The following is a 25,715-nucleotide window of genomic DNA, read 5'->3' on the forward strand; positions in this document are numbered from 1 at the left end:
GAAGCGTCTTATTTAGTGCGGCGGCGAACGATATATTTATCAGATGCCTTGTTTTTCTTACGCGTTTTGTAACCAAGGGTTGGTTTGCCCCATGGAGACATTGGCGATTTACGTCCGATTGGAGCGCGACCTTCACCACCACCGTGTGGGTGATCGTTAGGGTTCATTACTACCCCGCGAACTTCAGGACGACGGCCGAGCCAGCGACTACGTCCAGCTTTACCGATTTTGATCAATTCGTGATCTTCGTTACCTACGGAACCGATAGTTGCACGGCATACGCTAAGGATCTTACGAACCTCACCGGATGACAAACGAACGGAACAGTATTTTTCTTCTTTACCAAGCAATTGAGCTTCTGTACCAGCTGCACGAACCAATTGTCCGCCTTTACCTGGTTTCAACTCAATGTTGTGGATAACTGTACCTACTGGAATATTCTCCAGTGGAAGACTGTTACCAATTTTGATGTCGGCCGCAGGACCAGACTCTACTTTATCCCCAACTCTTAGACCTTTAGGAGCGATGATATAACGTTTCTCTCCATCAGCATAGTGGATCAAAGCAATATTAGATGTGCGGTTCGGGTCATACTCGATTGTAGCAACGCTACCTGGTATGCCGTCTTTAGTCCGCTTGAAGTCGATAATACGGTATTTACGTTTATGTCCGCCGCCATGGTGACGAACCGTAATTTTACCTTGGTTGTTGCGTCCCGCATGTTTGAACAGCGGAGAAAGCAACGATTTCTCTGGCTGGTTTGTTGTAATTTCTTCAAACGTAGACACGGACATAGCGCGTCTTGCCGGAGAGGTCGGTTTGTACTTTTTGATTGGCACTGTAGTTCCCTCCTTACTTCAACAGAGTATTATTCTACCGCTTCAAAAAATTCAAGCGGTTTGCTGTCCGGGCTAAGCTTAACGATGGCTTTTTTCCACTCTGGAGTGTAACCAGAATATTTACCATAACGTTTCAGTTTGCCAGGTACGCGCATTGTGTTCACATTAGTTACTTTTACTTTGAAAATAGCCTCGACAGCTTTTTTGATTTCGGTTTTGTTAGCACGGATATCCACTTCAAAAGCGTATTTCATTTCGCTCATGTAGTCGGAAGTACGTTCCGTAATCACCGGACGTTTGATAATATCACGAGGATCTTTCATTACGCGAACACCTCCTCTACCTTCAGAACTGCTTCTTTAGTGATGATCAGTTTGTCGTACGTCAGTACGTCAAGAACATTAATGCCGTCAGCCGCTACGAATTTCACCCCAGGGATGTTACGAGCGGAAAGTGCTACGTTATCATCATAGCTAGTAGCTACGATCAACGCTTTACGATCTACTTTCAGGTTGTTCAAGATTGCTGCGAATTCTTTCGTCTTCGGAGCATTCATTGTCAAGCTATCCAATACGATAATGTCATTCTCGAGTACTTTCGAGGACAAAGCGGATTTGATCGCCAAACGACGAACCTTCTTAGGCAGTTTCCAGGAATAGCTACGTGGTGTTGGTCCGAAGACAACGCCGCCGCCTTTCCATTGTGGAGAACGAATGGAGCCTTGACGAGCGCGACCTGTACCTTTTTGTTTCCAAGGTTTACGTCCACCGCCACGAACTTCAGAACGTCCTTTTACTTTGTGCGTACCACGACGTAGGGAAGCTCTTTGCATAAGCGCAGCTTCATGTAGAACGTGCTCATTCGGTTCAATACCGAATACTGTATCGCTCAGTTCCACTTCACCAACTTCGTTGCCACTAATATTAAAAAGTGTTACTTTTGGCATTTCATGTTCCTCCTTTCTTCAATAATTATTTCTTAACGGTTTGTTTAACTTTCACGAAGCTGTTTTTAGGACCTGGGATAGCGCCTTTAACCAGCAATACGTTACGTTCAACATCAACCTTGATAATTTCAAGCTTTTGAACCGTAATAGTCGTGTGACCCATATGTCCTGGAAGGCGTTTGCCCTTAGGAACACGGTTAGCTTGGATAGAACCCATGGAACCCGGTCTTCTGTGGTAACGCGATCCGTGTGCCATTGGTCCGCGGCTTTGTCCCCAACGTTTGATGTTACCTTGGAAACCTTTACCTTTAGATGTACCAGTTACGTCAACAAATTCGCCCTCAGCAAAGATATCAGCCTTCAGCTCTTGTCCAACCTCGAGAGACCCGAGATCAACACCGCGAATTTCACGAACGTAGCGCTTAGGTGTTGCATTTGCCTTTTTGGCGTGACCCTGTTCAGGCTTATTGGAGCGTTTTTCTTTTTTATCAGAAAAGCCCAATTGCACTGCTTCATATCCGTCGATATTCAGGTCTTTCTTTTGCAGTACTACACAAGGGCCTGCTTCGATAACAGTAACAGGAATTACGTTACCTTCTGGAGTAAACACTTGAGTCATACCGAGTTTTTTTCCTAAGATACCTTTCAATGTTGACACCTCTTTTCTTTTCCTAAATTACTTAAAATAGAATTACAATTTGATTTCGATATCTACACCGGACGGTAGATCCAAGCGCATCAAGGCATCCACAGTTTGTGGTGTTGGGTTCACAATATCGATCAAACGTTTGTGAGTCCGTTGTTCAAACTGTTCACGGGAATCCTTGTACTTGTGTACCGCACGGAGAATAGTAATGATTTGCTTCTCAGTTGGTAACGGAATCGGCCCGGACACACCTGCACCCGAACGTTTTGCTGTTTCAACAATCTTCTCAGCGGATTGATCAAGAATTCTGTGGTCGTATGCTTTCAAGCGAATACGAATTTTTTGCTTTGCCATTTTAGTCCCTCCTTCTATCGCCCAATTTGGTATCGGACATACTCCGTGAAAATTTTCTGACCTCGTCCCCATGGCAAAGGGGCCGGGTGTGTCAGTAACCTCTCACATCATCGCAACGTCTCAGAACAACATTTATTATTATATATAATAGGCAGCAGTATTGCAAGCGAAAATAGAAAAACAACGCATATTTTTTTCATGCGCTGTTCTTCTACTATATATATGTTAAAGATTCTCTGTGGCAGACTTAAAAAACTCTGCGGAGGAAGCAGTCTGAGCCGTTGCTGTTCCGATCCCCTCAATGGTTTGGATTAAGGTTCTTATTTCTTCTTCCACTATTACAATCTCCTGTGTACTTCTACGCATAGCGTCTACAATATCAGAGAACAAAAGACTAGTCTCGACCGATTGGTGCTTCCCATTCTTAGTTAACTCCTGCACCTTACGAATCTCTTCTACAACCTGCTGAGTGAGTAGACCTGATTTATTTGTTAGCTCTACGATCTGAATTACAGTACTCTTAGTATCCTCTGCAAGCCGGCTAACTTCTTGAGCAACCACACTAAAACCTCTACCATGCTCACCGGCTCTAGCGGCTTCAATCGTTGCATTAAGTGAGAGGATTTTAGTCTGATCGGCAATTTCCCTTACTGAGTTCACAATTTTTTGAATTTGCTTAGAGGAATCGCTTAACTCAATGATCGAGTCTTCCATCTCACTGGTGGTCTGATATATAAGATTAATTTGCTCAGTCAAATCACCCAAGTGTTCATGCCCATCTGTAGCTAATCCCTGTGACTCCAGGGCGGATGCAGCCGTACGTTGGAATGTTCTACTTACTTCATTGCTGCTTGCCACTAGCTGCTTCACAGCAGCATTAGTATCGATACTATAATCTATCAACTCAACGCTAAACTCTGAAATTTTTTGTTTTAATTCATTTTTCACCAATAGATATTGCTCTTCCTTCTCTTTTATGTTCTCCTTCTCATATTCTTCTAGAACCAGCTGCTGCTCAAGGTTAAGGAGTTTGGTCACGGTCTGAACCACTCGAAGGCGTGTATTATCATCGTTTGTTTCATTATATATAACGCGTATAAATACGTTCTGAAGATTCTGAAAAGCAGATAAGTACCATTTGGGCTCAAGCCCTACTTTTTTATGAATATTAGCGATCATTAGACGCTTTGCTATGTACTCATCATCAACCTTTCCATTAAAAATCTCTAGAATATGCCCACGAAGAGTAGTTTTCAACCTGTCTATACTGCTATGCTCTAAAATAATAGCTTCAAGTTTATTTACGCCTAATACCGAATTGTAAAATTGATCAATGATATAGTCTATATTCTGCTCAACAACAGGTTTCACCCTGCGTAGTAAGTTCAAATCTGCTTCAGTTAGATCAATCATTCTCATCTGCTCGTTAAGCTCACCATGTCCCTCCAGCTTATGAAAAGACCCTGCCACAGAATGATTCTGATCCTTGAAGTCTAAGGAATGAGAGGCAGGAGAATCCACATTATTATTACGTGCAGTTAACGCATGCATGAAGGAAAAAGGACATTTCCCCATATTACCACTCTCCCGCAATTCCTATTATTTTACATTATTATTCCTCCTTCATTTTACTCTATCATTAGTATAATTGTAAACAATTGATTGTTGTAATTTGACGAATTATGTAGAAAAAGATCATATTGTTATGCTTTATTATCAATTGGTGTCGAATAATACATTATTCTCAGAAAAAACAAAAAAGCCCCTGATTCTCCGCAAGAAGAATCAGGGGTGTTTGTAATTCGGAATCTACCCGCAGATAGAAGTCGAATTATTATTTTTGGATAGAAGCTACGCTACCAGCACCAACTGTACGGCCACCTTCGCGAATGGAGAATTTAGTACCTTCTTCAATAGCGATTGGGGAGATCAGTTGTACGGTTACGGAGATGTTATCACCAGGCATAACCATTTCAGTACCTTCTGGCAAGTTGATGATACCAGTTACGTCAGTTGTACGGAAGTAGAACTGTGGACGGTATCCAGTGAAGAAAGGCTTGTGACGGCCACCTTCTTCTTTTGTCAGAACGTAAATTTGAGCAGTGAACTCAGTGTGTGGTTTAACGGAGTTCGGCTTAGCCAATACTTGACCACGCTCGATCATGTTACGGTCAACACCACGAAGCAATGCTCCGATGTTGTCCCCAGCTTGAGCGGAATCCAGCAATTTACGGAACATTTCTACGCCCGTAACTACGGATTTCTTAGTATCTTCGTGAATACCAACGATTTCGATTTCTTCTCCGACTTTAACTGTTCCGCGTTCTACGCGACCAGTTGCCACAGTACCGCGGCCAGTGATGGAGAATACATCTTCGACAGGCATCAAGAAAGGCTTGTCAGTTTGACGCTCAGGAAGTGGAATGTACTCATCGATTGTTTCAAACATTTCGATGATTTTTTTAGCGTAATCGCCATCTGGGTTTTGCAGAGCTTCACGAGCAGAACCACGGATGATTGGAGTATCGTCGCCTGGGAAGTCATACTCGCTAAGCAAGTCGCGAACTTCCATTTCAACCAATTCCAACAACTCTTCGTCTTCAACCATGTCGCATTTGTTCAAGAAGACAACGATGTAAGGAACGCCTACTTGACGGGACAACAGGATGTGCTCGCGAGTTTGTGGCATTGGGCCATCAGCTGCGGATACAACCAGGATAGCTCCGTCCATTTGCGCTGCGCCAGTGATCATGTTTTTAACATAGTCGGCGTGACCAGGGCAGTCTACGTGAGCGTAGTGACGGTTAGGAGTTTCATATTCAACGTGGGAAGTGGAGATTGTGATACCACGTTCGCGCTCTTCAGGAGCTTTGTCGATTTGATCGAATGCGATAGCTGCGCCACCGTAAGTTTTGGACAATACAGTAGTGATTGCAGCAGTCAGAGTCGTTTTACCATGGTCGACGTGACCAATAGTACCGATGTTAACGTGCGGTTTGTTACGTTCAAACTTTGCCTTTGCCATTTGAACAGTTCCTCCTTAATGTGGGGTTCCTTATATTTGAGCCGCCCGCATACCTGTAATCTTAGATGACTGAGTGTTTATACCCGGGACGGCAAGTTAAAACTGGTAATTATTCAGCGCCTTTGTTCTTTGCAGCGATCTCTTCCGCAATGGATTTAGGAACTTCTTCATAGTGAGAAAGCTCCATTGAGAATACGCCACGTCCTTGTGTACCAGAACGAAGTGTTGTAGAGTATCCGAACATTTCGGAAAGAGGCACCTTAGCACGGATAATTTGCGCTCCACCACGGGAATCCATACCTTCGATACGGCCACGGCGGGAGTTCAGCATACCCATTACATCACCCATATATTCCTCAGGAACAGTTACTTCTACTTTCATGATTGGCTCAAGCAGGACAGGCTTACACTTGTCTTTAGCTGCTTTGAGTGCCATCGAACCGGCAATTTTAAATGCCATTTCGTTGGAATCGACATCATGATAAGAACCATCTACGATGGTAGCTTTAACGTCTACTAGCGGGAAGCCAGCAAGTACGCCGTTTTTCATTTGTTCTTCAATACCCGCAAGTGCAGGAGCGATGTACTCTCTAGGAACCGAGCCACCAACAACTTTACTTTCGAATTTGCTACCAGTACCTGGCTCGAGGGGTTCAAACTCAACCCATACGTGACCGTATTGACCACGACCACCAGATTGGCGTACAAATTTACCTTCGACGCGAGCAGGTGCCTTGAACGTTTCGCGGTAAGCAACCTGTGGTTTACCCACATTGGTTTCTACTTTGAACTCACGACGCATACGGTCGATGATGATGTCCAAGTGAAGTTCACCCATACCAGCCAGGATTGTTTGGCCTGTTTCTTCATCAGTGTGAGCACGAAGAGTTGGATCCTCTTCAGTCAACTTTCCGAGAGCAACGCCCATTTTATCTTGGTCAGCTTTAGTTTTTGGTTCAACAGCGATCTCGATAACTGGATCAGGGAAGTTCATTGATTCCAGAATTACTGGATTCTTCTCATCACACAGTGTATCACCTGTACTGGTATCTTTCAAACCAACAGCAGCTGCGATGTCGCCAGAATACACGATGGAAATTTCTTGACGGCTGTTCGCATGCATTTGAAGGATACGACCAATACGTTCACGCTTGTTCTTAGTAGCATTAACTACGTATGATCCGGACTCAAGTACGCCTGAGTAAACACGGAAGAACGTAAGTTTACCAACATAAGGGTCTGTCATGATTTTAAATGCCAAAGCTGCAAACGGCTCTTCATCCGAAGAGTGACGAACAGCTTCTGTACCGTCATCAAGATGTCCAGTAATAGCTGGAACGTCAAGAGGAGATGGCAAGTAATCAACAACAGCATCCAGCATAAGCTGAATCCCTTTGTTTCGGTAGGAAGATCCAGCAATTACAGGGAACAATTTAACTTCAACTACGCCTTTGCGAATTGCAGCTTTAATTTCCGGAATTGTAATTTCTTCGCCTTCCAAATACTTCATAGTCAGATCCTCATCAAGTTCAGCAACTTTCTCGATCAACTCGAGACGCAGCTCCTCAACTTTGGCCAAATATTCTTCCGGAATATCCGTTACTTCGATGTTTTGGCCCAGATCATCTCTGAACATGTGTGCTTTTTGCTCAACTAGGTCGATAATACCAGTGAAATCACTTTCTGCACCAATTGGCAATTGAATAGCAACTGCATTGGCTTGAAGGCGATCACGCATAGTTTCGATTACGTTAAGGAAATCCGCACCGATAATGTCCATTTTGTTTACATATGCAATCCGGGGAACGTTATAACGGTCAGCCTGTCTCCATACGGTTTCAGACTGAGGCTCAACGCCCTCTTTTGCACTAAATACACCAACTGCCCCATCCAATACACGCAGGGAACGTTCAACTTCAACAGTGAAGTCAACGTGTCCTGGGGTATCAATGATATTGATGCGGTGACCTTTCCACGCAGCAGTCGTAGCAGCGGACGTAATCGTGATTCCGCGCTCTTGTTCTTGCTCCATCCAGTCCATTGTAGCAGCACCCTCGTGAACTTCACCGATTTTGTGCGTACGGCCTGTATAGAAAAGAATCCGCTCTGTGGTAGTTGTTTTACCAGCATCAATATGCGCCATGATCCCGATGTTACGTGTATTTTTTAAGGAGAACTCTCTAGCCATGAAATGGATCTCCCTTCAAAATATAAGTTATTTGAATGACCTTTATCCTACCAACGGTAGTGAGCGAACGCTTTGTTTGCTTCAGCCATTTTGTGTGTATCTTCACGTTTCTTAACAGAAGCGCCTGTGTTGTTGGAAGCGTCGATGATCTCAGCCGCCAAACGCTCTTCCATAGTCTTCTCACCGCGGTTGCGAGAGTAGTTTACGAGCCAACGTAATCCCAGAGCAGTACGTCTCTCTGGTTTAACCTCGATAGGTACTTGATAGTTAGCACCACCGACACGACGAGCTTTGACTTCCAAAACCGGCATGATATTCTTGATGGCAGCTTCGAAAACTTCCATCGGATCTTTACCCGTACGTTCTTCAATCAATTTGAATGAATTGTACAGAATGCTTTGAGCGACACCTCTTTTACCACCCAGCATAATGCGGTTAATCAAACGAGTAACCAACTTGCTATTATACAACGGATCTGGCAATACGTCTCTCTTTGTAACTGGACCTTTGCGTGGCATGGATATCCCCCTTTCTTAAATGTTTATTATTCAGATATTGTTATCTTACTTCTTAGCTTTAGGACGTTTTGCACCGTATTTAGAACGAGCTTGCATCCGGTTAGCTACACCTGCTGTATCCAAAGCACCACGAACGATATGGTAACGAACCCCTGCAAGGTCCTTTACTTTACCTCCGCGAAGTAATACAACACTGTGCTCTTGTAAGTTATGTCCGATACCCGGGATATAAGCTGTTACCTCGAGACGGTTCGTCAAACGAACACGGGCATATTTACGAAGCGCTGAGTTTGGTTTACGTGGAGTCATTGTGCCTACACGAGTGCACACACCGCGTTTTTGCGGAGCGCTCAAATTTGTAGCCTCACGCTTGAGGGCGTTATACCCTTTTTGAAGAGCGGGAGATTTAGATTTTTCGATTTTGGCTTGACGGCCTTTACGAACCAATTGGTTAATTGTTGGCATGTTGTTGCCACCCCCTTCCTGAAATGATAGTCGATTTAAGAACTCTAAGCCCACAGACCCAGGCGGTTCATAAAAAGACAAATGAAAAGTTCTTGCCGCTGGTGTTCACCCCAGTACAAAAACATTTCTGTAGCTATTGTTTTAAGACGGCTGCCATCGCAGCGCCAACTTCTATTCCGCAGGCCTTGCCCAAATTCAGCATCGTATCCACATATGTGATCTTAACACCTTGTTTGTTACAAAGCAAAACTATCCTGGAAGTAAGCCTTTGATCTCCGTCCTCTGCCACATAGACTTCTGCGGCTAGGCCCAACTCTACCGCCTTGACGGTTTGTTTGGTACCGATCTTGACCTGAGCATCCTGTAGTCCTCTATCATCAGTCATTCTCTTTACCTCCAATGAACAAGGATAACATGGCTACTCACGCACCTTAGACATTTTAGCATTATCAATAGATGGTGTCAAGAAATTCAGCAACAATTTTTATAGAAATTATACACAGCAGAACACTCATGCCACACCTATGAGTAGGTATGACATGAGCACACTACCATGATTGCTAATTTATTCAGCAGGAACCGTCTCTAAAGATTCAAGTTCGCTTTCTGCATTTGGATCACTTAGCTTAACGTTACGGTAACGGTTCATCCCAGTACCTGCAGGAATCAACTTACCGATAATAACATTTTCTTTAAGTCCAAGCAACTTATCTACTTTACCTTTGATAGCAGCGTCTGTTAGGACACGAGTAGTTTCTTGGAATGATGCAGCTGACAAGAAGGAATCCGTTTCAAGAGACGCCTTGGTAATACCGAGCAAGACTGGTTTAGCAACAGCAGGCTCTTTACCAGACAAGATAGCTTCCTTGTTAGCACCTTCGTACTCATGAATATCCGCAAATGCACCTGGCAACAGACTTGTGTCACCTGCGTCAATGATACGGATCTTCCGAAGCATTTGCTTGATCATAACTTCAATGTGCTTATCATTGATCTCAACGCCTTGGTTACGGTATACACGCTGTACTTCTTGCAGAATGTAGTTTTGTACCCCACGGATCCCTTTGATACGCAGCATTTCTTTAGGGTCAATCGAACCGTCTGTCAGCTCATCGCCGGCTTCGATTTCTTGGCCTTCGCTAACACGTAGACGTGAACCATAAGTAATGGAATAAGTCTTGGATTCTGCTTCACCTTGAACCTCGATTTCGCGACGGTCTTTGGTTTCACGGATTTCCTTGATTACGCCATCGATCTCACTGATTGTAGCTTGACCTTTAGGGTTACGAGCTTCAAACAACTCCTGAATACGCGGCAAACCTTGAGTGATGTCATCACCGGCAACACCGCCGGTATGGAACGTACGCATTGTAAGCTGGGTTCCTGGTTCACCGATAGATTGTGCGGCAATAATACCAACTGCTTCACCAATCTCAACGTGTTTACCAGTTGCCAAGTTACGTCCGTAACATTTCTTACAAACACCATGACGGGCACGGCAGCTCAGTACAGAACGAATTTGCAGCTTAGTTACACCTGCGTTTACAATTGCCTCCGCTTTATCGGAGTCAATCAAATCATTGCGGTGAACAATGATTTCGCCTGTTTCTGGGTGACGGACAGTTTCGAAGCAGTAACGACCTTCAATACGGTCATACAGATCTTCGATAACTTCTTTACCATCCTGAATACGACTAACTGTGAAGCCTTTATCGGTTCCACAATCTTCTTCACGGACAATAACGTCCTGGGCAACGTCAACAAGACGACGAGTCAGATACCCTGAGTCAGCGGTACGAAGTGCGGTATCGGCAAGACCTTTACGCGCTCCGTGAGTGGAGATAAAGTACTCCAAGACGGTAAGACCTTCACGGAAGTTCGCCTTGATTGGCAATTCGAAAATCCGACCTGAAGGTGTTGCCATCAGACCACGCATACCACCCAGCTGAGTGATCTGCGATTTGTTACCACGCGCTTTAGAGTCAACCATGAGCATGATAGAGTTGAAACGGTCCATCGACTTAAGCAGGATGTTCGTAAGATCATCCTTAGTCTTCGACCAGATCTCAATAACACGGTCATACCGTTCGTCATTGGTGATCAAACCACGGCGATATTGGTTAGCAACCACATCAACCTTAGCTTCAGATTCTTTCAGGATGGTTACTTTTTCCTCAGGAACAATAACGTCCGACACGGCAACTGTAACACCAGAACGTGTGGAGTAAGTGAATCCGAGTTGTTTGATTTTATCCAAAATCATAGAAGTTTTAGTTGTGTGATAAGTTTCAAAACAACGGGCAATAATCAGACCCAGATATTCTTTACCTACAGCACTGGCTTCTGGAGCGGATTCAATCAGCTCGCGAATGTTCGCGCCTTTTTCGTAGATAAAGTATTTCTCAGGTGTGCCGTGCAGCAAGTTAGTTTTGGTTGCTTCGTTGATATAAGGGAAACTACTTGGGTAGATTTCATTAAAAATGATCTTACCGACCGTAGTAATCAACATTGCATTTTGTTGTTCTTCCGTAAAGCATGTTTTGCCAAGTGCTTTAGCCGGAATAGCAACACGAGCATGAAGTCCTGCAGTTCCGCGTTGGTAAGCTGATACAGCTTCGTTAACGGTACGCAGAATCATACCACTCCCCTTTTCTTCCTTGTTATCCATGGTCAAGTAGAAAGTACCAAGAACCATATCCTGGGAAGGTGTTACAACTGGCTTACCGTCTTTAGGGTTCAAGATATTACCGGATGCAAGCATGAGAATGCGTGCTTCCGCTTGAGCTTCTGCAGACAGAGGAACGTGCACAGCCATTTGGTCACCGTCAAAGTCGGCATTGTACGCCGTACATACGAGTGGGTGAAGACGAATAGCGTGACCTTCCACCAAAATCGGTTCAAATGCTTGAATACCGAGACGGTGAAGTGTTGGTGCGCGGTTTAGAAGTACTGGGTGTTCTCTAATTACTTCTTCGAGTACATCCCAAACTTCAGGACTTACACGTTCAACTTTACGTTTCGCGCTCTTTATGTTGTGGGCAAGGCCCTTATTGACCAATTCTTTCATAACAAAAGGCTTGAACAATTCTAACGCCATTTTCTTAGGAAGTCCGCACTGATACATCTTGAGGTACGGTCCTACAACGATAACGGAACGTCCAGAGTAGTCAACCCGTTTACCGAGCAAGTTCTGGCGGAAACGTCCTTGTTTACCTTTCAGCATATGGCTGAGCGATTTAAGCGGACGGTTACCAGGACCGGTTACCGGACGTCCCCGACGGCCGTTATCGATGAGAGCATCGACAGCTTCCTGGAGCATCCGTTTTTCGTTCTGCACGATAATGTCAGGAGCACCGAGATCAAGCAGTCTTTTCAGACGGTTGTTCCGGTTAATAACACGGCGATAGAGATCATTCAAGTCGGACGTAGCAAAACGGCCACCATCCAATTGAACCATCGGACGAAGCTCCGGAGGAATAACCGGAAGAACATCCATGATCATCCAATCAGGCTTGTTGCCGGAGTTACGGAATGCTTCAATGACTTCCAGACGTTTGATCGCCCGGTTACGGCGTTGGCCTTGGGCCGTACGAAGTTCTTCTTTGAGGAATTCCAGCTCTTTATCAATGTCGATATCTTGAAGAAGCTTTTTAACAGCTTCAGCACCCATGCCGGCTTGGAAACCGTAACCGTATTTTTCACGGTAGCTACGATATTCTTTTTCGGACAGAAGTTGTTTCTTTTCCAGTGGAGTTTCACCTGGATCCGTTACAACATAAGATGCGAAATAGATAATTTCTTCAAGTGATCTTGGAGACATATCTAGTGCAAGCCCCATGCGGCTTGGGATACCTTTGAAATACCAGATATGAGATACCGGAGCAGCCAATTCAATGTGACCCATACGTTCACGACGAACTTTAGCACGGGTAACCTCAACGCCACAACGGTCGCAGACTACGCCCTTATAACGGACACGTTTGTATTTACCGCAATGACATTCCCAGTCTTTTTGTGGTCCAAAGATACGCTCACAGAAAAGACCCTCTTTTTCCGGTTTCAATGTACGATAGTTAATGGTTTCCGGTTTCTTAACTTCTCCGCGGGACCATGAACGAATCTTCTCCGGAGAAGCGAGTCCGATTTTCATAAATTCAAAATTGTTAACGTCCAACAAGGAGCAACCCTCCTTAACCTAATCCTGATTTAGTACCGCTTTGCCCTCTTCTGACTGTTACATCAAAAGAGGGCGTGCGGTCCTTTATAAAATGGAACTTTTAAGCTCCAGCTTGATTATTCTACTCCGACTTCTGAACCTTCTAAATTGAGGCTTAGTTTGTCGCCTGACGTCTCGTCCTCATCGTCCAATTCTCTCATTTCAATTTCCTGCTCGTCACCGCTAAGAATCTTAACATCCATACCCAGGGACTGCAGTTCTTTGATCAATACCTTGAACGACTCAGGAACACCTGGTTCCGGTACATTTTCACCTTTGACAATAGATTCGTACGTCTTCACGCGACCAACCACGTCATCGGATTTCACGGTCAAAATTTCTTGCAATGTATATGCAGCACCGTAAGCTTCAAGCGCCCACACTTCCATCTCCCCGAAACGCTGTCCACCAAATTGAGCTTTACCACCCAATGGTTGCTGCGTAACTAGTGAGTAAGGTCCTGTTGAACGGGCGTGAATCTTATCATCAACCATGTGCGCCAGTTTGATCATGTGCATGACACCAACAGTAACTTCACGTTCGAAGCGTTCACCTGTACGGCCATCATACAGTACAGTTTTACCATTACGCTGCATACCTGCTTCTTCCATCGTATCAAACACGTCGTACTCACGCGCTCCGTCAAATACCGGCGTTGCAATGTGAATTCCCAGACGCAATGCAGCCATACCAATATGGACCTCGAGCACCTGTCCGATGTTCATACGAGAAGGAACGCCGAGAGGGTTAAGAACAACCTGTACTGGCGTACCGTCCGGAAGGAACGGCATATCTTCTTCTGGCAGGATACGGGCAACGACACCCTTGTTACCGTGACGTCCGGCCATCTTGTCACCCTCAGAGATCTTACGTTTCTGAGCGATGTAGACACGAACCAATTGATTCACACCAGGAGGCAGCTCATCGCCGTTCTCACGTGTAAAGACTTTAACGTCCACGATAATACCATCACTACCATGAGGAACGCGTAAAGAGGTATCCCGTACTTCACGAGCTTTCTCACCAAAGATAGCGTGCAGGAGACGTTCTTCTGCTGTCAGTTCAGTTACACCCTTAGGAGTAACCTTACCCACCAGAATGTCACCAGCGCTGATTTCCGCACCGATGCGGATGATTCCGCGCTCATCAAGATTGCGCAGAGCTTCTTCGCCGACGTTCGGAATATCGCGCGTAATTTCTTCAGGTCCCAATTTAGTGTCGCGAGCTTCAGATTCGTATTCTTCGATATGAATCGAAGTATATACATCTTCCTTAACCAGCTTTTCACTCAACAGGATCGCATCCTCGTAGTTGTAACCTTCCCAAGTCATGAACGCAACGACTACGTTACGGCCAAGAGCAAGTTCGCCCATTTCTGTGGAAGGACCGTCTGCCAGGATATCACCCTTCTTAACAATGTCCCCTCTTTTAGCTAGAGGACGTTGGTTAATACAGGTACCTTGGTTAGAACGCATAAATTTGTGTAATTTATATTTAACGATATCGCCTTTAACTTCCTTGCCTTCGACAGTCTCAACGCGACGCAGCCAAATTTCATTAGCTGAAGAACGTTCGATAATACCGTCATACTTGGAAACGATACATACGCCAGAATCCTTAGCGGATTTATGTTCCATTCCTGTTCCCACCAGCGGAGCTTTTGGAATTAGAAGCGGAACAGCTTGACGTTGCATGTTAGATCCCATCAGTGCGCGGTTGGAGTCATCGTTCTCAAGGAACGGAATGAGCGCCGTAGCGACAGATACAACCTGTTTAGGCGAAACGTCCATGTAATCGACACGATTACTTGGCATCGTTGTAATATTGTCTGAGTCTTTGTTGTAACGAACGATTACCATGTCTTCTTTAAAGGTGCCATCTTCTTCGATCAACACGTTAGCCTGAGCAACTACATAATTATCTTCCTCATCAGCAGTCAGATAGTCAATTTGCTCAGTCACCTTACCAGTCTTCGGATCCACCCAACGATACGGAGCTTCAATAAAGCCGTATTCATTGATGCGGGCAAAGGTAGACAAGGAGTTGATCAACCCGATGTTTGGACCTTCCGGCGTTTCAATTGGACACATCCGACCGTAGTGACTGTGATGGACGTCACGAACTTCAAAGCCCGCGCGTTCACGTGTCAAACCACCAGGTCCGAGGGCGGACAGACGACGTTTATGGGTAAGTTCCGCAAGCGGGTTCGTCTGATCCATAAATTGAGACAGCTGGGAGCTACCGAAGAACTCTTTAATAGACGCGATGACCGGACGAATATTGATCAGAGCCTGAGGCGTAATCGCATTAGCATCCTGAATCGACATTCTTTCACGTACAACACGTTCCATCCGGGACAAACCGATACGGAACTGATTCTGCAAGAGTTCACCTACAGAACGCAGACGACGGTTACCCAAGTGGTCAATATCATCGGTATTGCCAATTCCGTGAAGCAAATTAATAAAGTAGCTGATTGAGGATATAATATCAGCTTGAGTAATATGCTTAACAGATTTGTCGATATTGCCGTTAGCGATCAGCTTAATAACCCGGCCTTCTTCAATTGGCGAGAATACGTCAATTGTTTGAAGAGGAATATCTTCGCTGTCCATAACTCCACCAGTAACACGGTAGTTTTTAAAGGCAACATTCTTTTCGAAATATGGAATCAATTCATCAAGCAGTCTACGATCGACCATTTGGCCGGATTCTGCCAGGATTTCTCCAGTAGAGTCGTCAACCAAAGGCTGAGCAAGACGTTGATTGAAAAGACGGTTCTTAATGTGTAGCTTTTTATTGATTTTGTAACGGCCTACATTAGCTAGGTCGTAGCGTTTTGGATCAAAGAAACGCGCAACCAGCAAACTTTTGGCATTGTCTAGTGTCGGCGGTTCGCCCGGACGCAAACGCTCATAAATTTCAATAAGCGCCTTCTCCGTGGAGTCCGTGTTGTCTTTATCCAGCGTATTGCGAATATATTCATCATTGCCAAGCAATTCCAGAATTTCGGCATCACTACCGAAACCGAGAGCACGCAAAAGTACGGTAACAGGAATTTTACGAGTCCGATCGATACGAACATACATAATGTCCTTAGCATCGGTTTCAAGTTCCAACCAGGCTCCGCGGTTCGGGATTACTGTGGCGGTGTAGGTTTTTTTGCCGTTCTTATCCACTTTTGTGCTGAAATAGACGCTTGGAGAGCGAACCAACTGGCTGACAATAACCCGTTCCGCACCATTAATAATAAAAGTGCCGGTCTCCGTCATCAGCGGGAAATCTCCCATGAACACTTCCTGCTCTTTAACCTCACCGGTCTCTTTATTAATGAGCCGCACCTTTACACGCAGAGGAGCCGCATACGTTACGTCCCGCTCTTTAGCGTCGTCAACCGTATATTTCGGTTCACCCAGGCTGTAATCAATGAACTCTAGTACCAAATTACCTGTGAAATCCTGGATCGGCGAGATGTCCTGAAACATTTCCCGCAATCCTTCCTCCAAAAACCAATCATAAGATTTTTGTTGGATCTCGATCAGGTTCGGGACCTCGAGTACCTCGTTAATTCTCGCATAGCTCCGCCGAGTGCGTCGACCATACTGAACAAGATGTCCTGCCAACTTTACTCACCCCTCATGTCTACTCACTTAAAAATTGATTGCGAACCCTTGTTTGGAACCGTATAATGGAACCATACTACAAGGATTCAGTCATAAATAAAAGAAAAGCCCTTATCGAAATCTTCGAAAAAAGAGCGCATTTATCCATGACCAAAATACTCCTTATCAAGTAGATTTGCCCAAAACGTACATATTATACGTCACCAAGCAATAGTTTATGCGCTATTATCTATTACCACGTAGCATTCGCTGCGTTAGAGCATAGACAACCAACTCGCAAAAACTTGCCGTGCGGCATGCGCTAGCCGGGCGACAATATATTGCTTGACATTTCAGCAAACTAAAGACATGGAGCCTATCTTAATACTGACATTTTATAATAATACCATTATCACTATCACATGTCAATAACCTATTGTATTTTATTTTTGCGCTTTAATAATACGATAGCCTTTGTCTTTCCCCACTTCTTCCACCATTGAGAACAAGCTTTCTAGTTTTGCCACTGCGGATGGAGCGCCCTGCTTCTTCTGAATCACAATCCACAGATAGCCACCCTCATTTAAATGTTCATACGCATCTTCAAAAATCTTATGCACTACAGCTTTTCCTGCACGAATCGGAGGATTAGTTAGAATCACATCGAACTTCTGCTGCTCATTCAATGCGCCGAGTACATCGCTTTCCATTATCGTAACATTCCGGATTCCATTGTGCTGAGCATTCTCACGCGCCAGTTCTACCGCACGACTGTTAATATCAATCATGGTTACATGTCCTTTGGGAGCTAGGTATGCTGCACTTAATCCAATCGGCCCATAACCACAACCTACATCAAGCACCGCTGAACCGTCCGGAATTATCATAGCTTCAATAAGAACTCGGCTACCGTAATCGATGTCCCCTTTAGAGAATACACCGGCATCGCTCGTAAAACGAAAGCTTTTGCCTCTTAGTACGGTATCAATGCTACGTCTGTCATGACGTACTTCCGGCTGCTGCGAATAATAATGTTGCGACATCTCTTTCCTCCCTTTCCTATTATGTTAGCAGTTGGTATATACGCCCTACTAACTCTATTTATAAAACAAACCCCTTGAACAAGTTCAAGGGGTTTTCAGTAATAGAAGGAATTACTTCACTTCTACAGCTGCGCCTGCTTCTTCCAATTTTGCTTTAGTAGCTTCGGCTTCGTCTTTGCTTACTTTTTCTTTGATTGCTTTTGGTGCGTTGTCTACAAGATCTTTAGCTTCTTTCAAGCCAAGACCAGTGATTTCGCGAACGATTTTGATAACGTTGATTTTGGAAGCGCCAGCGCCTGTCAAAATTACGTCAAATTCGGATTGCTCTTCAGCTACTGCTGCTACTGCACCGCCAGCTGCTACTGGAGCTGCTGCAGTTACGCCGAATTCTTCTTCAATTGCTTTAACCAGGTCGTTCAGTTCCAATACGCTCATGCCTTTAATTGCTTCCAAGATTGCTTCTTTACTCATGATTGAACCTCCATTTTATATTTAAATTTATTTGTGGTATTGATTATGCTGCAAGAGTCAAAGGCTTACGCGCTTTGTTCTTCTTTTTCAGCAACAGCTTTAACTGCAAGCGCGAAGTTGCGCATTGGAGCTTGAAGTACGCTAAGCAGCATGGACAGCAAACCATCGCGGGATGGAAGCTCAGCCAGTGCTTTCAGTTGTTCCGCGTCAATGACACGACCTTCAACTACGCCGCCTTTCAATTTCAAAGCGTCGTTTTTCTTGGCGAAATCGTTCAAAATTTTAGCTGGTGCTACTGCATCAGTTGTGCTGAATGCGATAGCTGTTGGACCAGTCAAAACTTCATCCAATTCACTCAACTCAGCCGCAGCAGTTGCGCGACGCAGCAATGTGTTCTTCAGGACTTGAAACTCAACGCCAGCTTCACGAAGTTGCTTACGCAGTTCAGTCACTTGGGAAACGTTCAATCCACGGTAGTCAGCTACAACAGTCGAAAGACTGTTTTGCAGTTTTGCAGTAACGACGTCAACCGCGTCTTGTTTTGCTTGAATTACTTTTGCATTTGCCAATGTATACACCTCCTGAAAATTTATGTGTCGGCGTTCTTTCCAAGGAAAGCTTCACCGCTCCTACGCAGGCAGTAGAAAAGCCTCCGCAGAATCACGAAGGCTTGATAAAACGAAAGTTATACGAGCGAGCTCGTTACTTCTTGTTTCTATCACAACACCTCGGTAGGAAATTAAGCACTAAGGCACCTACTGTCTACGGTAAGCATATTCAAGGTTAAGATTGATACCTTAAGTTTCACAACTGTTATAGATTATCAAAATTGACTCAAAGAGTCAACCCTTAATTATCTGAAGACGGTTGTGTTCACACGAGCGCTAGGTCCCATTGTGGAAGAAATCGAGATGCCTTTAAGGTATACACCTTTAGCAGCAGCTGGTTTCGCACGGTTCAAAGCGTCGATAAGAGCTTTAAGGTTATCGTTCAATTGTGCAGCATCAAAGGACACTTTGCCGATTGGCGCGTGAATTTGACCTGCTTTGTCGAGACGGTATTCGATTTTACCGGCTTTGATTTCTTGCACAGCCTTGGAAACATCGAATGTAACTGTGCCAGCTTTAGGGTTAGGCATAAGACCTTTACCACCAAGCAGACGACCCAGTTTACCGACTTCACTCATCATATCAGGTGTAGCTACGCAGACATCAAATTCAAACCAGCCTTGTTGAATTTTGTTGATCATGTCTTGATCACCAACAAAATCAGCGCCAGCAGCTTCAGCCTCTTTCGCTTTTTCACCTTTTGCAAATACAAGCACGCGTTGTGTTTTACCAGTGCCGTGAGGCAGGACAACAACACCACGAACTGCTTGGTCTTGTTTACGCGGGTCTACACCCAGACGAACTGCTGCTTCAACGGTTTCGTCGAACTTAGCAGTCGCTGCCTTTTTCACAAGCTCTACAGCTTCTGAAGGCTCGTAAGTTGCTTCGCTGTTGATCAGCTTAGCAGCTTCTTGGTATTTCTTACCATGTTTAGCCATGAAAATGTTCCTCCTTTGTGGTGTTAGCGGAAATTCCTCCCACATACTTGCGGGTCACGAATGACCGATTCTTCGAAAACTACTAGTCTTCGATTGTGATACCCATACTGCGGGCAGTACCTTCAACCATACGCATTGCAGCTTCAACAGTTGCAGCGTTAAGGTCAGGCATTTTTGTTTCAGCAATTTCACGTACCGCAGCGCGGCCGATTTTTGCTACTTTTTTCTTGTTTGGTTCGCCGGATCCTTTTTCTACTTTAGCAGCGATGCGAAGCAGAACAGCAGCCGGAGGAGTTTTAGTGATGAAAGTAAAGGAACGGTCTTCAAATACTGTAATTTCAACCGGAATGATCAAGCCAGCCTGGTCGGCAGTACGAGCATTAAATTCCTTACAGAATGCCATGATGTTGACACCTGCTTGACCTAACGCCGGACCTACTGGAGGCGCTGGATTCGCTTTCCCTGCAGGAATCTGCAGTTTCACCATTTTAATAACTTTTTTAGCCATGAGTGACACCTCCTTGCAAAAATAGTGGTCTTCGAACGCCAATAGCGCTCTCCCACAAGAAACCCTAGCTTATGTTATATTTTCTCCACTTGAGTGAAATCCAACTCTAGCGGGGTTTCCCGTCCAAACATGTTAACATGCACTTTGATCTTGCTCTTGTCAGCCAAAATCTCTTCCACGGAGCCCACAAAATTCGCAAACGGACCAACCATAATACGTACGGATTCCTTGATTTCGAAATCAATCTTCGCTTTAGGTTCAACCATGCCCATATGCTTCAGAATTTGTTCTACCTCTTCCGGAAGCAAAGCTGTTGGTTTAGACCCTGAGCCTGTCGAACCAACAAATCCAGTAACGCCCGGAGTATTGCGGACAACATACCAGGAATCATCAGTCTGAACCATTTCCACCAAAACATATCCGGGGTAAACTTTACGCATAACGGTTTTTTTCTTACCGTCTTTGTTTACGATTTCTTCTTCCATAGGAACAAGAACGCGGAATATTTTGTCTTCCATGCCCATGGACTCAACGCGCTTTTCCAAATTGGCTTTGACCTTATTCTCATACCCAGAATAGGTATGAACGACATACCATCTTTTTTCCATATCAAGCCACCTGGGACCTCTCTAAATAATCGCTTCAATCACAGCGGAAATACCGATGTCCAGAACCCAGAAGTAAATAGCGACAACTACAATCGTACCGAGAACGATCAATGTATAGTTGGTCAATTCTTTACGACTTGGCCAGCGAACCTTTTTGAGTTCACTCCAGCTCTCAGTGAAAAAGGAAAACATAGACTTGAAACTACGTTTCATGCCGACTACACCTCCACAGACTATCTGGTTTCGCGATGAGGAGTTTGCGAGTTACAATACTTGCAAAATTTCTTCATCTCCATGCGGTCGGGGTGATTTCGCTTGTTTTTGGTAGTCGCATAGTTTCTTTGTTTGCAACTTGTACAAGCCAAAGTGATAATTACCCGCATGATGTGCACCTCCCGAGACGTCCTTCTAATTCACATTAGAAGACGCAAATATTGATCCTAAAAAAAAGCCGCGAATTTAGGCCTACCTAAAACACTTTAGCATAATGTCAAGGTCTGTGTCAACGAAAGAATTCCGTTCTGCACTGGGTAATTCCGGGTTTAGTAGTCATATGGCCGTACCCTGTCTTTGGGTCTATCTCTTCCTCACACTTCGCTGTCTTCCTTACCATTATGGGGTATTCCGTCTGTGTATAAACCTACCTTCAACGGCAACGACTAAAATCGGCTCAAATAGTAATTTATGGTGCAAGCACCTAATTCTATCCGAGTGATTTCAAAAAGACTAAAAAAAAGAACTCGATGTCCGAGCCCTCTCTTGTTCATTATATCATCAATTGTCACGTACTTCTAGATATCTTTCTAATTTCCTTTTTACTCGTTGTAGAGCGTTATCAATAGACTTTACATGCCGCTTAAGATCTTCAGCAATCTCTTGATAGGATCTTCCGTCTAAATACAACATCAGAACCTTGCGCTCCAAGTCACTTAGAATCTCCGCCATCTTATCTTCAAGACCAATGAATTCTTCTTGATTAATAATTAGCTCTTCTGGATCTAGAACCTGTGTTCCACAAATGACATCCATAAGTGTTCTATCAGAATCTTCGTCATAAATGGGCTTGTCCAAGGAAACATAAGAGTTCAGCGGAATATGTTTCTGACGAGTGGCCGTCTTAATAGCCGTTATAATCTGTCGTGTAATGCAGAGCTCAGCAAAAGCCTTGAATGAAGAGAGCTTGTCACCTTTAAAGTCACGAATAGCCTTGTATAGACCAATCATTCCTTCTTGTACAATATCTTCACGGTCTGCCCCGATCAAGAAATAAGAGCGGGCTTTAGCACGTACAAAGTTACGGTATTTATTAATCAAGTGTTCTAATGCGCCACTGTCGCCACCACGGAAAGCCTCGACAATATCTTCATCACTTATGAAATCATACTCAGACAGCATTATTTCCTTGAGGTCGACACTCACCAAGAATCCCCCCGGCTGCAACGCAAGACACATCGTTACTTCGCGAAATATAGGATCAGTATATATTATGTTACCTTCCACCGTCAACCGGAGTTTGTCCAAAATCAATCTAGAATAGCATAAATTGGAATAAACTATTTCCTGATTCTTCCTCGATCTCACTGTCTGCGCCATTTTTCCAACTTACTGCGCACATCGGGAGGCAGTTTGTCTTCCAAAGAATGACGAGTAGAACTGACACCGCCAGGTTCAATAGCTTTTTTTACTTGTTTCTGATTCTCTTCAATTTCCAGATGCAATTCCCTTGCCGAAATTCGCAATGCACCTTGTGCAAAAATAATATGCTGCTCTATAAAATCACTCGTAGCCACATAGATCTGCCGGCGCCGATTGCTATATTCCCCAACCAGTCGCTCAATGCATTCATCTGCGGTTTCTTTTTCCTTGGTGAAGTACACCTGGACCTTACCCTGAACAAAAGACCTTCCCAACCCCGGAACACGGTATGCATCAAAAACAGCAATAACTCTTCGTCCAGAGAAAGCCTGGTAATCTGCCAGCAAATCCATCAAGCGGTCGCGTGCTTCCTGCATACCAATCTGGGACAGTGCCACAAGTTCCGGCCAGCCACCGATCATGTTATATCCATCCACAAGCAGCACATCGCGCCAGTCGGCCATAGCTATCCCTGCTGTTGCCGGCGGCGTATCACTTCATACATAATGACTCCTGCGGCGACAGAGGCATTTAATGAATTGATCTTTCCGGCCATCGGCAGCTTAAGAAGTACATCACATTTTTCACGAATCAGGCGTCCCATTCCTTTATTCTCATTGCCGATTACAACAGCTACCGGACCCGTGAAAATATCGGATTGGTATAGATTCTGATCGGTATCCACGTCTGTTCCTACTACCCAGACTCCCTGCTCTTTTAGACGGTCAATGGTCTGACCCAGGTTTGTAACCCGGGCAACCGGAACATACTCCACAGCACCCGCGGATGTTTTGGACACGGTCGCAGTTATCTGAGCCGAACGGCGTTTAGGTACGATTACCCCATGTACTCCAGTACAATCCGCCGTCCGCAGAATCGAGCCCAGGTTATGAGGATCTTCAATTTCATCAAGCAAAATAAGGAATGCCGGTTCTCCTTTGGCTTCTGCTATAGCTAACAGATCATCCACTTCAACATAGGCAAATGGTGCTGCTTGTGCAACCACCCCTTGATGCTGCACGCCTGGTGCCAGTTGATCCAGCTTACGCTTGTCCACATGCTGAATGACAATTCCCGCTTTCCGGGCTTCGGCAACGATGGGTGCTGTCAGATGCTTCTGGGCTGTCTCTGCAATCCAAATTTTATTTAATGTACGACCAGCACGAAGCGCTTCAAGCACAGAATGCTTCCCTGCCAATATTTCCTCTTCAGTCTTCAATTCTTCTTCCATGTTCACTTCTCCTATTTTCTATTTCGCCAAAGCCTATCACGGCTGTTTCAACATAAACTGTATACCCTTGTGCACAATTTCTTCTATTCTCTCCTGTTGTCCTGTGTAGTACAAGTGACCAATCAAGCACTCAAAAGCTGTAGCATGACGGTATTCAAGCACATCCGCATTCTTAGGAACACTTCCCGATTTCGCATTTCTTCCCTGACGGGCGACATCCTTCTCTTCTTCCTTGAGACTAGGCTCCAAAAAGTTCAGAATCGCACACTGTGCTTTAGCGGATACCAGCCCTGTAGCAGAACGATGCAAATGGTTCGGACGCAAATTCGGAAGAGATACTAAATACTGGCGAACAGCCACCTCATAGATAGCATCTCCTACATAAGCTAGAACAATAGGCGAAAGTAGTCGCGCAGGTTTGGAAGGCTCATAAGGAAACCATCCGTTATCAAACTTGCGTTCCTCACTCATTTACGACGCCACCGCATTCCTTGTGGAGTATCCTCAAGCAATATGCCCAAGCGGCCTAATTCATCACGGATCTCGTCAGACCGGCTCCAATTCTTATTCTTACGAGCTTCAACCCGCTCGGCGATCAACCGTTCAACTTCTTCACTTGCAATTTCCTCTTCTAGTTCTGGCGTCAAACGCAGCACAGCATTCATTTCGCCAAAAGCTTGCAGTAATGCAGCAAAATCAGCAGGAGCAGCCTCGTTATTCGCAAGCGTATGGTTTGCCAGGCTCACCCAATCGAACATAGCCGTGATCGCATCAGGCGTATTAAAGTCATCCTGCATTCTAGCATGGAAATTGGCCACTATAGCTGACAGCTTATCATTAATCTCTGAGTTGACCTCACCTTGAGCACCATCAGCAGCGAGTTCAAGCCGATGTTTAACGTTACTCTCTGCAAGCATGATCCGTTCAACGCTCTTTTCGGCGGAAGTCATAGAATCCTCTGAGAAATTCAGCGGGTTACGGTAATGGGTCGATAGCATGAAATAGCGGATAGCTCCTGCTTTAAAACGCTCACGGATGTCTTTTACAAGCCAGCCATTACCGAGCGATTTCGACATTTTCTCGTCTCCGATGTTGATGAATCCATTATGCATCCAGTAATTAGAGAGTGGTTTACCAGTCAGAGCTTCGGTCTGAGCGCATTCACATTCATGATGCGGGAACTGCAAATCTTGTCCACCACCATGGATATCAATCGTATCTCCCAAGAACTCGCGCGCCATAGCCGAGCATTCAATATGCCAGCCGGGACGTCCGTCTCCCCAAGGGCTACTCCAGTGCACTTCACCAGGTTTGGCTGCTTTCCAAAGCACAAAATCCTCCGGTTTTTCCTTACGTGAGTCCACCTCAACACGGATACCAAACTGCAGCTCATCCAGATTCTGACGAGATAATTTACCGTAGTCTTCAAATTTTGAAGTGCGGTAATATACATCGCCGCCGCTTTCGTATGCGTATCCTTTTTCCTCAAGCTCTTTAATAAATCCAATGATCAGCTCCATGCTTTCCGTTACACGGGGATTCAAGGTTGCCGGTTTAACACCAAGCCCTTCCAGGTCGTCACGGTAAGCAGCAATGAAAGTTTCCGCTACCTCTGCTACAGTAGTGTTCATTTCTTCGGCTTTGCGAATCAGTTTATCATCGACATCCGTGAAATTCGTAACATACCGCACCTCATTACCTAACTGCTCCAAGTAATTCCGGACCATATCAAAAACAATTATAGGTCTAGCATTTCCGATATGCATATATCCATAAACGGTTGGACCACACACATACATCTTAACTTTGCCCGGCTCCTGGGGCACAAACTGCTCCTTGCTGCGTGTCATTGTGTTATATATTTGTAAAGCCAT

The 25,715-nt window shown here is 44.8% G+C and carries 26 protein-coding genes and 1 other annotated feature; all 26 genes read right to left on the bottom strand.

The genetic code is table 11. The features are described from left to right. Positions 1 to 8 precede the first annotated feature (8 nt). The 26 genes from rplB to cysS all read right to left on the bottom strand — a co-directional run bounded on the left by rplB (position 9) and on the right by cysS (position 25,715). A complete protein-coding gene (gene rplB / locus MHI51_RS27795; RefSeq protein ID WP_036680541.1) occupies positions 9 to 839 on the bottom strand; it encodes a 50S ribosomal protein L2 in 831 nt (276 codons plus the stop codon). A 29-nt stretch (positions 840 to 868) separates the two neighbouring features. Beyond that, a complete protein-coding gene (gene rplW / locus MHI51_RS27800) occupies positions 869 to 1,162 on the bottom strand; it encodes a 50S ribosomal protein L23 (RefSeq protein ID WP_036680537.1) in 294 nt (97 codons plus the stop codon). Beyond that, positions 1,162 to 1,785: a 50S ribosomal protein L4 gene (gene rplD / locus MHI51_RS27805; RefSeq protein WP_036680536.1), complete on the bottom strand. Its 624-nt coding sequence runs from the start codon at positions 1,783 to 1,785 to the stop codon at positions 1,162 to 1,164. The genes rplW and rplD overlap by 1 nt, the downstream gene beginning before the upstream one ends. Before the next feature lie 25 nt (positions 1,786 to 1,810). Further along, a complete protein-coding gene (gene rplC / locus MHI51_RS27810; protein ID WP_036680532.1) occupies positions 1,811 to 2,434 on the bottom strand; it encodes a 50S ribosomal protein L3 in 624 nt (207 codons plus the stop codon). Between the two features lie 42 nt (positions 2,435 to 2,476). Next, positions 2,477 to 2,785: a 30S ribosomal protein S10 gene (rpsJ, locus tag MHI51_RS27815; RefSeq protein ID WP_017692074.1), complete on the bottom strand. Its 309-nt coding sequence runs from the start codon at positions 2,783 to 2,785 to the stop codon at positions 2,477 to 2,479. 225 nt (positions 2,786 to 3,010) lie between these two features. Continuing rightward, on the bottom strand, positions 3,011 to 4,360 hold the full coding sequence (locus MHI51_RS27820; RefSeq protein WP_076219199.1) for a globin-coupled sensor protein: 1,350 nt from the start codon (positions 4,358 to 4,360) through the stop codon (positions 3,011 to 3,013). Positions 4,361 to 4,619: 259 nt separating this feature from the next. Next, complete coding sequence (gene tuf, locus MHI51_RS27825) at positions 4,620 to 5,810, bottom strand: elongation factor Tu (RefSeq protein ID WP_036680523.1); 1,191 nt, start codon at positions 5,808 to 5,810, stop codon at positions 4,620 to 4,622. A 109-nt stretch (positions 5,811 to 5,919) separates the two neighbouring features. Beyond that, entirely contained in the window at positions 5,920 to 7,998 is a 2,079-nt protein-coding gene (gene fusA, locus MHI51_RS27830; RefSeq protein WP_036680521.1) for an elongation factor G, read from the bottom strand. 47 nt (positions 7,999 to 8,045) lie between these two features. Further along, positions 8,046 to 8,516: a 30S ribosomal protein S7 gene (gene rpsG / locus MHI51_RS27835; protein WP_036680520.1), complete on the bottom strand. Its 471-nt coding sequence runs from the start codon at positions 8,514 to 8,516 to the stop codon at positions 8,046 to 8,048. Between the two features lie 45 nt (positions 8,517 to 8,561). Continuing rightward, positions 8,562 to 8,981, bottom strand: coding sequence for a 30S ribosomal protein S12 (rpsL, locus tag MHI51_RS27840; RefSeq protein ID WP_036680518.1), 420 nt, complete (start codon positions 8,979 to 8,981; stop codon positions 8,562 to 8,564). Between the two features lie 133 nt (positions 8,982 to 9,114). Beyond that, positions 9,115 to 9,366, bottom strand: coding sequence for a ribosomal L7Ae/L30e/S12e/Gadd45 family protein (locus tag MHI51_RS27845; RefSeq protein ID WP_038573459.1), 252 nt, complete (start codon positions 9,364 to 9,366; stop codon positions 9,115 to 9,117). A 180-nt stretch (positions 9,367 to 9,546) separates the two neighbouring features. Further along, complete coding sequence (gene rpoC / locus MHI51_RS27850) at positions 9,547 to 13,158, bottom strand: DNA-directed RNA polymerase subunit beta' (RefSeq protein ID WP_076130019.1); 3,612 nt, start codon at positions 13,156 to 13,158, stop codon at positions 9,547 to 9,549. A 116-nt stretch (positions 13,159 to 13,274) separates the two neighbouring features. Further along, entirely contained in the window at positions 13,275 to 16,820 is a 3,546-nt protein-coding gene (rpoB, locus tag MHI51_RS27855) for a DNA-directed RNA polymerase subunit beta (RefSeq protein WP_038573461.1), read from the bottom strand. A gap of 422 nt (positions 16,821 to 17,242) precedes the next feature. After that, complete coding sequence (locus MHI51_RS27860; protein WP_076186625.1) at positions 17,243 to 17,842, bottom strand: class I SAM-dependent methyltransferase; 600 nt, start codon at positions 17,840 to 17,842, stop codon at positions 17,243 to 17,245. A 111-nt stretch (positions 17,843 to 17,953) separates the two neighbouring features. Continuing rightward, positions 17,954 to 18,313, bottom strand: a complete 360-nt coding sequence (gene rplL, locus MHI51_RS27865; protein ID WP_036680508.1) for a 50S ribosomal protein L7/L12 — start codon at positions 18,311 to 18,313, stop codon at positions 17,954 to 17,956. Between the two features lie 65 nt (positions 18,314 to 18,378). Next, positions 18,379 to 18,882 (bottom strand): 50S ribosomal protein L10, encoded by a 504-nt coding sequence (rplJ, locus tag MHI51_RS27870; protein WP_076099619.1) that lies wholly within the window; start codon positions 18,880 to 18,882, stop codon positions 18,379 to 18,381. Between the two features lie 64 nt (positions 18,883 to 18,946). Then, positions 18,947 to 19,099: a sequence feature (ribosomal protein L10 leader region), on the bottom strand. Between the two features lie 67 nt (positions 19,100 to 19,166). Further along, positions 19,167 to 19,859 (bottom strand): 50S ribosomal protein L1, encoded by a 693-nt coding sequence (rplA, locus tag MHI51_RS27875; protein ID WP_036680504.1) that lies wholly within the window; start codon positions 19,857 to 19,859, stop codon positions 19,167 to 19,169. A gap of 82 nt (positions 19,860 to 19,941) precedes the next feature. Beyond that, on the bottom strand, positions 19,942 to 20,367 hold the full coding sequence (rplK, locus tag MHI51_RS27880) for a 50S ribosomal protein L11 (RefSeq protein ID WP_036680502.1): 426 nt from the start codon (positions 20,365 to 20,367) through the stop codon (positions 19,942 to 19,944). 74 nt (positions 20,368 to 20,441) lie between these two features. Beyond that, on the bottom strand, positions 20,442 to 20,975 hold the full coding sequence (nusG, locus tag MHI51_RS27885) for a transcription termination/antitermination protein NusG (protein ID WP_036680499.1): 534 nt from the start codon (positions 20,973 to 20,975) through the stop codon (positions 20,442 to 20,444). A 21-nt stretch (positions 20,976 to 20,996) separates the two neighbouring features. Beyond that, complete coding sequence (secE, locus tag MHI51_RS27890) at positions 20,997 to 21,188, bottom strand: preprotein translocase subunit SecE (RefSeq protein ID WP_036680497.1); 192 nt, start codon at positions 21,186 to 21,188, stop codon at positions 20,997 to 20,999. A gap of 20 nt (positions 21,189 to 21,208) precedes the next feature. Further along, positions 21,209 to 21,358 carry a 50S ribosomal protein L33 gene (rpmG, locus tag MHI51_RS27895; RefSeq protein WP_076099620.1) on the bottom strand — a complete coding sequence of 50 codons (150 nt, stop codon included), beginning with the start codon at positions 21,356 to 21,358 and terminating at the stop codon, positions 21,209 to 21,211. Between the two features lie 391 nt (positions 21,359 to 21,749). Next, a complete protein-coding gene (gene sigH, locus MHI51_RS27900; protein ID WP_036680496.1) occupies positions 21,750 to 22,394 on the bottom strand; it encodes an RNA polymerase sporulation sigma factor SigH in 645 nt (214 codons plus the stop codon). Positions 22,395 to 22,552: 158 nt separating this feature from the next. Next, the gene (locus tag MHI51_RS27905; protein ID WP_036680494.1) at positions 22,553 to 23,074 is read right to left on the bottom strand and encodes an NYN domain-containing protein; all 522 of its coding nucleotides are present in this window, start codon (positions 23,072 to 23,074) and stop codon (positions 22,553 to 22,555) included. A gap of 2 nt (positions 23,075 to 23,076) precedes the next feature. Beyond that, entirely contained in the window at positions 23,077 to 23,841 is a 765-nt protein-coding gene (gene rlmB / locus MHI51_RS27910) for a 23S rRNA (guanosine(2251)-2'-O)-methyltransferase RlmB (protein ID WP_076105935.1), read from the bottom strand. Positions 23,842 to 23,877: 36 nt separating this feature from the next. After that, on the bottom strand, positions 23,878 to 24,312 hold the full coding sequence (locus MHI51_RS27915) for a ribonuclease III domain-containing protein (protein ID WP_339245169.1): 435 nt from the start codon (positions 24,310 to 24,312) through the stop codon (positions 23,878 to 23,880). Further along, positions 24,309 to 25,715: a cysteine--tRNA ligase gene (cysS, locus tag MHI51_RS27920; protein ID WP_339245173.1), complete on the bottom strand. Its 1,407-nt coding sequence runs from the start codon at positions 25,713 to 25,715 to the stop codon at positions 24,309 to 24,311. The genes MHI51_RS27915 and cysS overlap by 4 nt, the downstream gene beginning before the upstream one ends.

Source organism: Paenibacillus sp. FSL H8-0260 (assembly GCF_045040625.1).
GTDB lineage: Bacteria > Bacillota > Bacilli > Paenibacillales > Paenibacillaceae > Paenibacillus_AQ > Paenibacillus_AQ odorifer.

What these genes read in the sequence shown, in the direction of transcription:
- rplW (WP_036680537.1), bottom strand. Translation starts at nt 1,162, where the DNA reads ATGAAAGATCCTCGTGATATTATCAAACGTCCGGTGATTACGGAACGT.
- rplD (WP_036680536.1), bottom strand. Translation starts at nt 1,785, where the DNA reads ATGCCAAAAGTAACACTTTTTAATATTAGTGGCAACGAAGTTGGTGAA.
- rpsJ (WP_017692074.1), bottom strand. Translation starts at nt 2,785, where the DNA reads ATGGCAAAGCAAAAAATTCGTATTCGCTTGAAAGCATACGACCACAGA.
- MHI51_RS27820 (WP_076219199.1), bottom strand. Translation starts at nt 4,360, where the DNA reads ATGGGGAAATGTCCTTTTTCCTTCATGCATGCGTTAACTGCACGTAAT.
- tuf (WP_036680523.1), bottom strand. Translation starts at nt 5,810, where the DNA reads ATGGCAAAGGCAAAGTTTGAACGTAACAAACCGCACGTTAACATCGGT.
- fusA (WP_036680521.1), bottom strand. Translation starts at nt 7,998, where the DNA reads ATGGCTAGAGAGTTCTCCTTAAAAAATACACGTAACATCGGGATCATG.
- rpsG (WP_036680520.1), bottom strand. Translation starts at nt 8,516, where the DNA reads ATGCCACGCAAAGGTCCAGTTACAAAGAGAGACGTATTGCCAGATCCG.
- rpsL (WP_036680518.1), bottom strand. Translation starts at nt 8,981, where the DNA reads ATGCCAACAATTAACCAATTGGTTCGTAAAGGCCGTCAAGCCAAAATC.
- MHI51_RS27845 (WP_038573459.1), bottom strand. Translation starts at nt 9,366, where the DNA reads ATGACTGATGATAGAGGACTACAGGATGCTCAGGTCAAGATCGGTACC.
- MHI51_RS27860 (WP_076186625.1), bottom strand. Translation starts at nt 17,842, where the DNA reads ATGTCGCAACATTATTATTCGCAGCAGCCGGAAGTACGTCATGACAGA.
- rplL (WP_036680508.1), bottom strand. Translation starts at nt 18,313, where the DNA reads ATGAGTAAAGAAGCAATCTTGGAAGCAATTAAAGGCATGAGCGTATTG.
- rplA (WP_036680504.1), bottom strand. Translation starts at nt 19,859, where the DNA reads ATGGCTAAACATGGTAAGAAATACCAAGAAGCTGCTAAGCTGATCAAC.
- rplK (WP_036680502.1), bottom strand. Translation starts at nt 20,367, where the DNA reads ATGGCTAAAAAAGTTATTAAAATGGTGAAACTGCAGATTCCTGCAGGG.
- nusG (WP_036680499.1), bottom strand. Translation starts at nt 20,975, where the DNA reads ATGGAAAAAAGATGGTATGTCGTTCATACCTATTCTGGGTATGAGAAT.
- secE (WP_036680497.1), bottom strand. Translation starts at nt 21,188, where the DNA reads ATGAAACGTAGTTTCAAGTCTATGTTTTCCTTTTTCACTGAGAGCTGG.
- rpmG (WP_076099620.1), bottom strand. Translation starts at nt 21,358, where the DNA reads ATGCGGGTAATTATCACTTTGGCTTGTACAAGTTGCAAACAAAGAAAC.
- MHI51_RS27905 (WP_036680494.1), bottom strand. Translation starts at nt 23,074, where the DNA reads ATGGCCGACTGGCGCGATGTGCTGCTTGTGGATGGATATAACATGATC.
- rlmB (WP_076105935.1), bottom strand. Translation starts at nt 23,841, where the DNA reads ATGGAAGAAGAATTGAAGACTGAAGAGGAAATATTGGCAGGGAAGCAT.
- MHI51_RS27915 (WP_339245169.1), bottom strand. Translation starts at nt 24,312, where the DNA reads ATGAGTGAGGAACGCAAGTTTGATAACGGATGGTTTCCTTATGAGCCT.
- cysS (WP_339245173.1), bottom strand. Translation starts at nt 25,715, where the DNA reads ATGGCTTTACAAATATATAACACAATGACACGCAGCAAGGAGCAGTTT.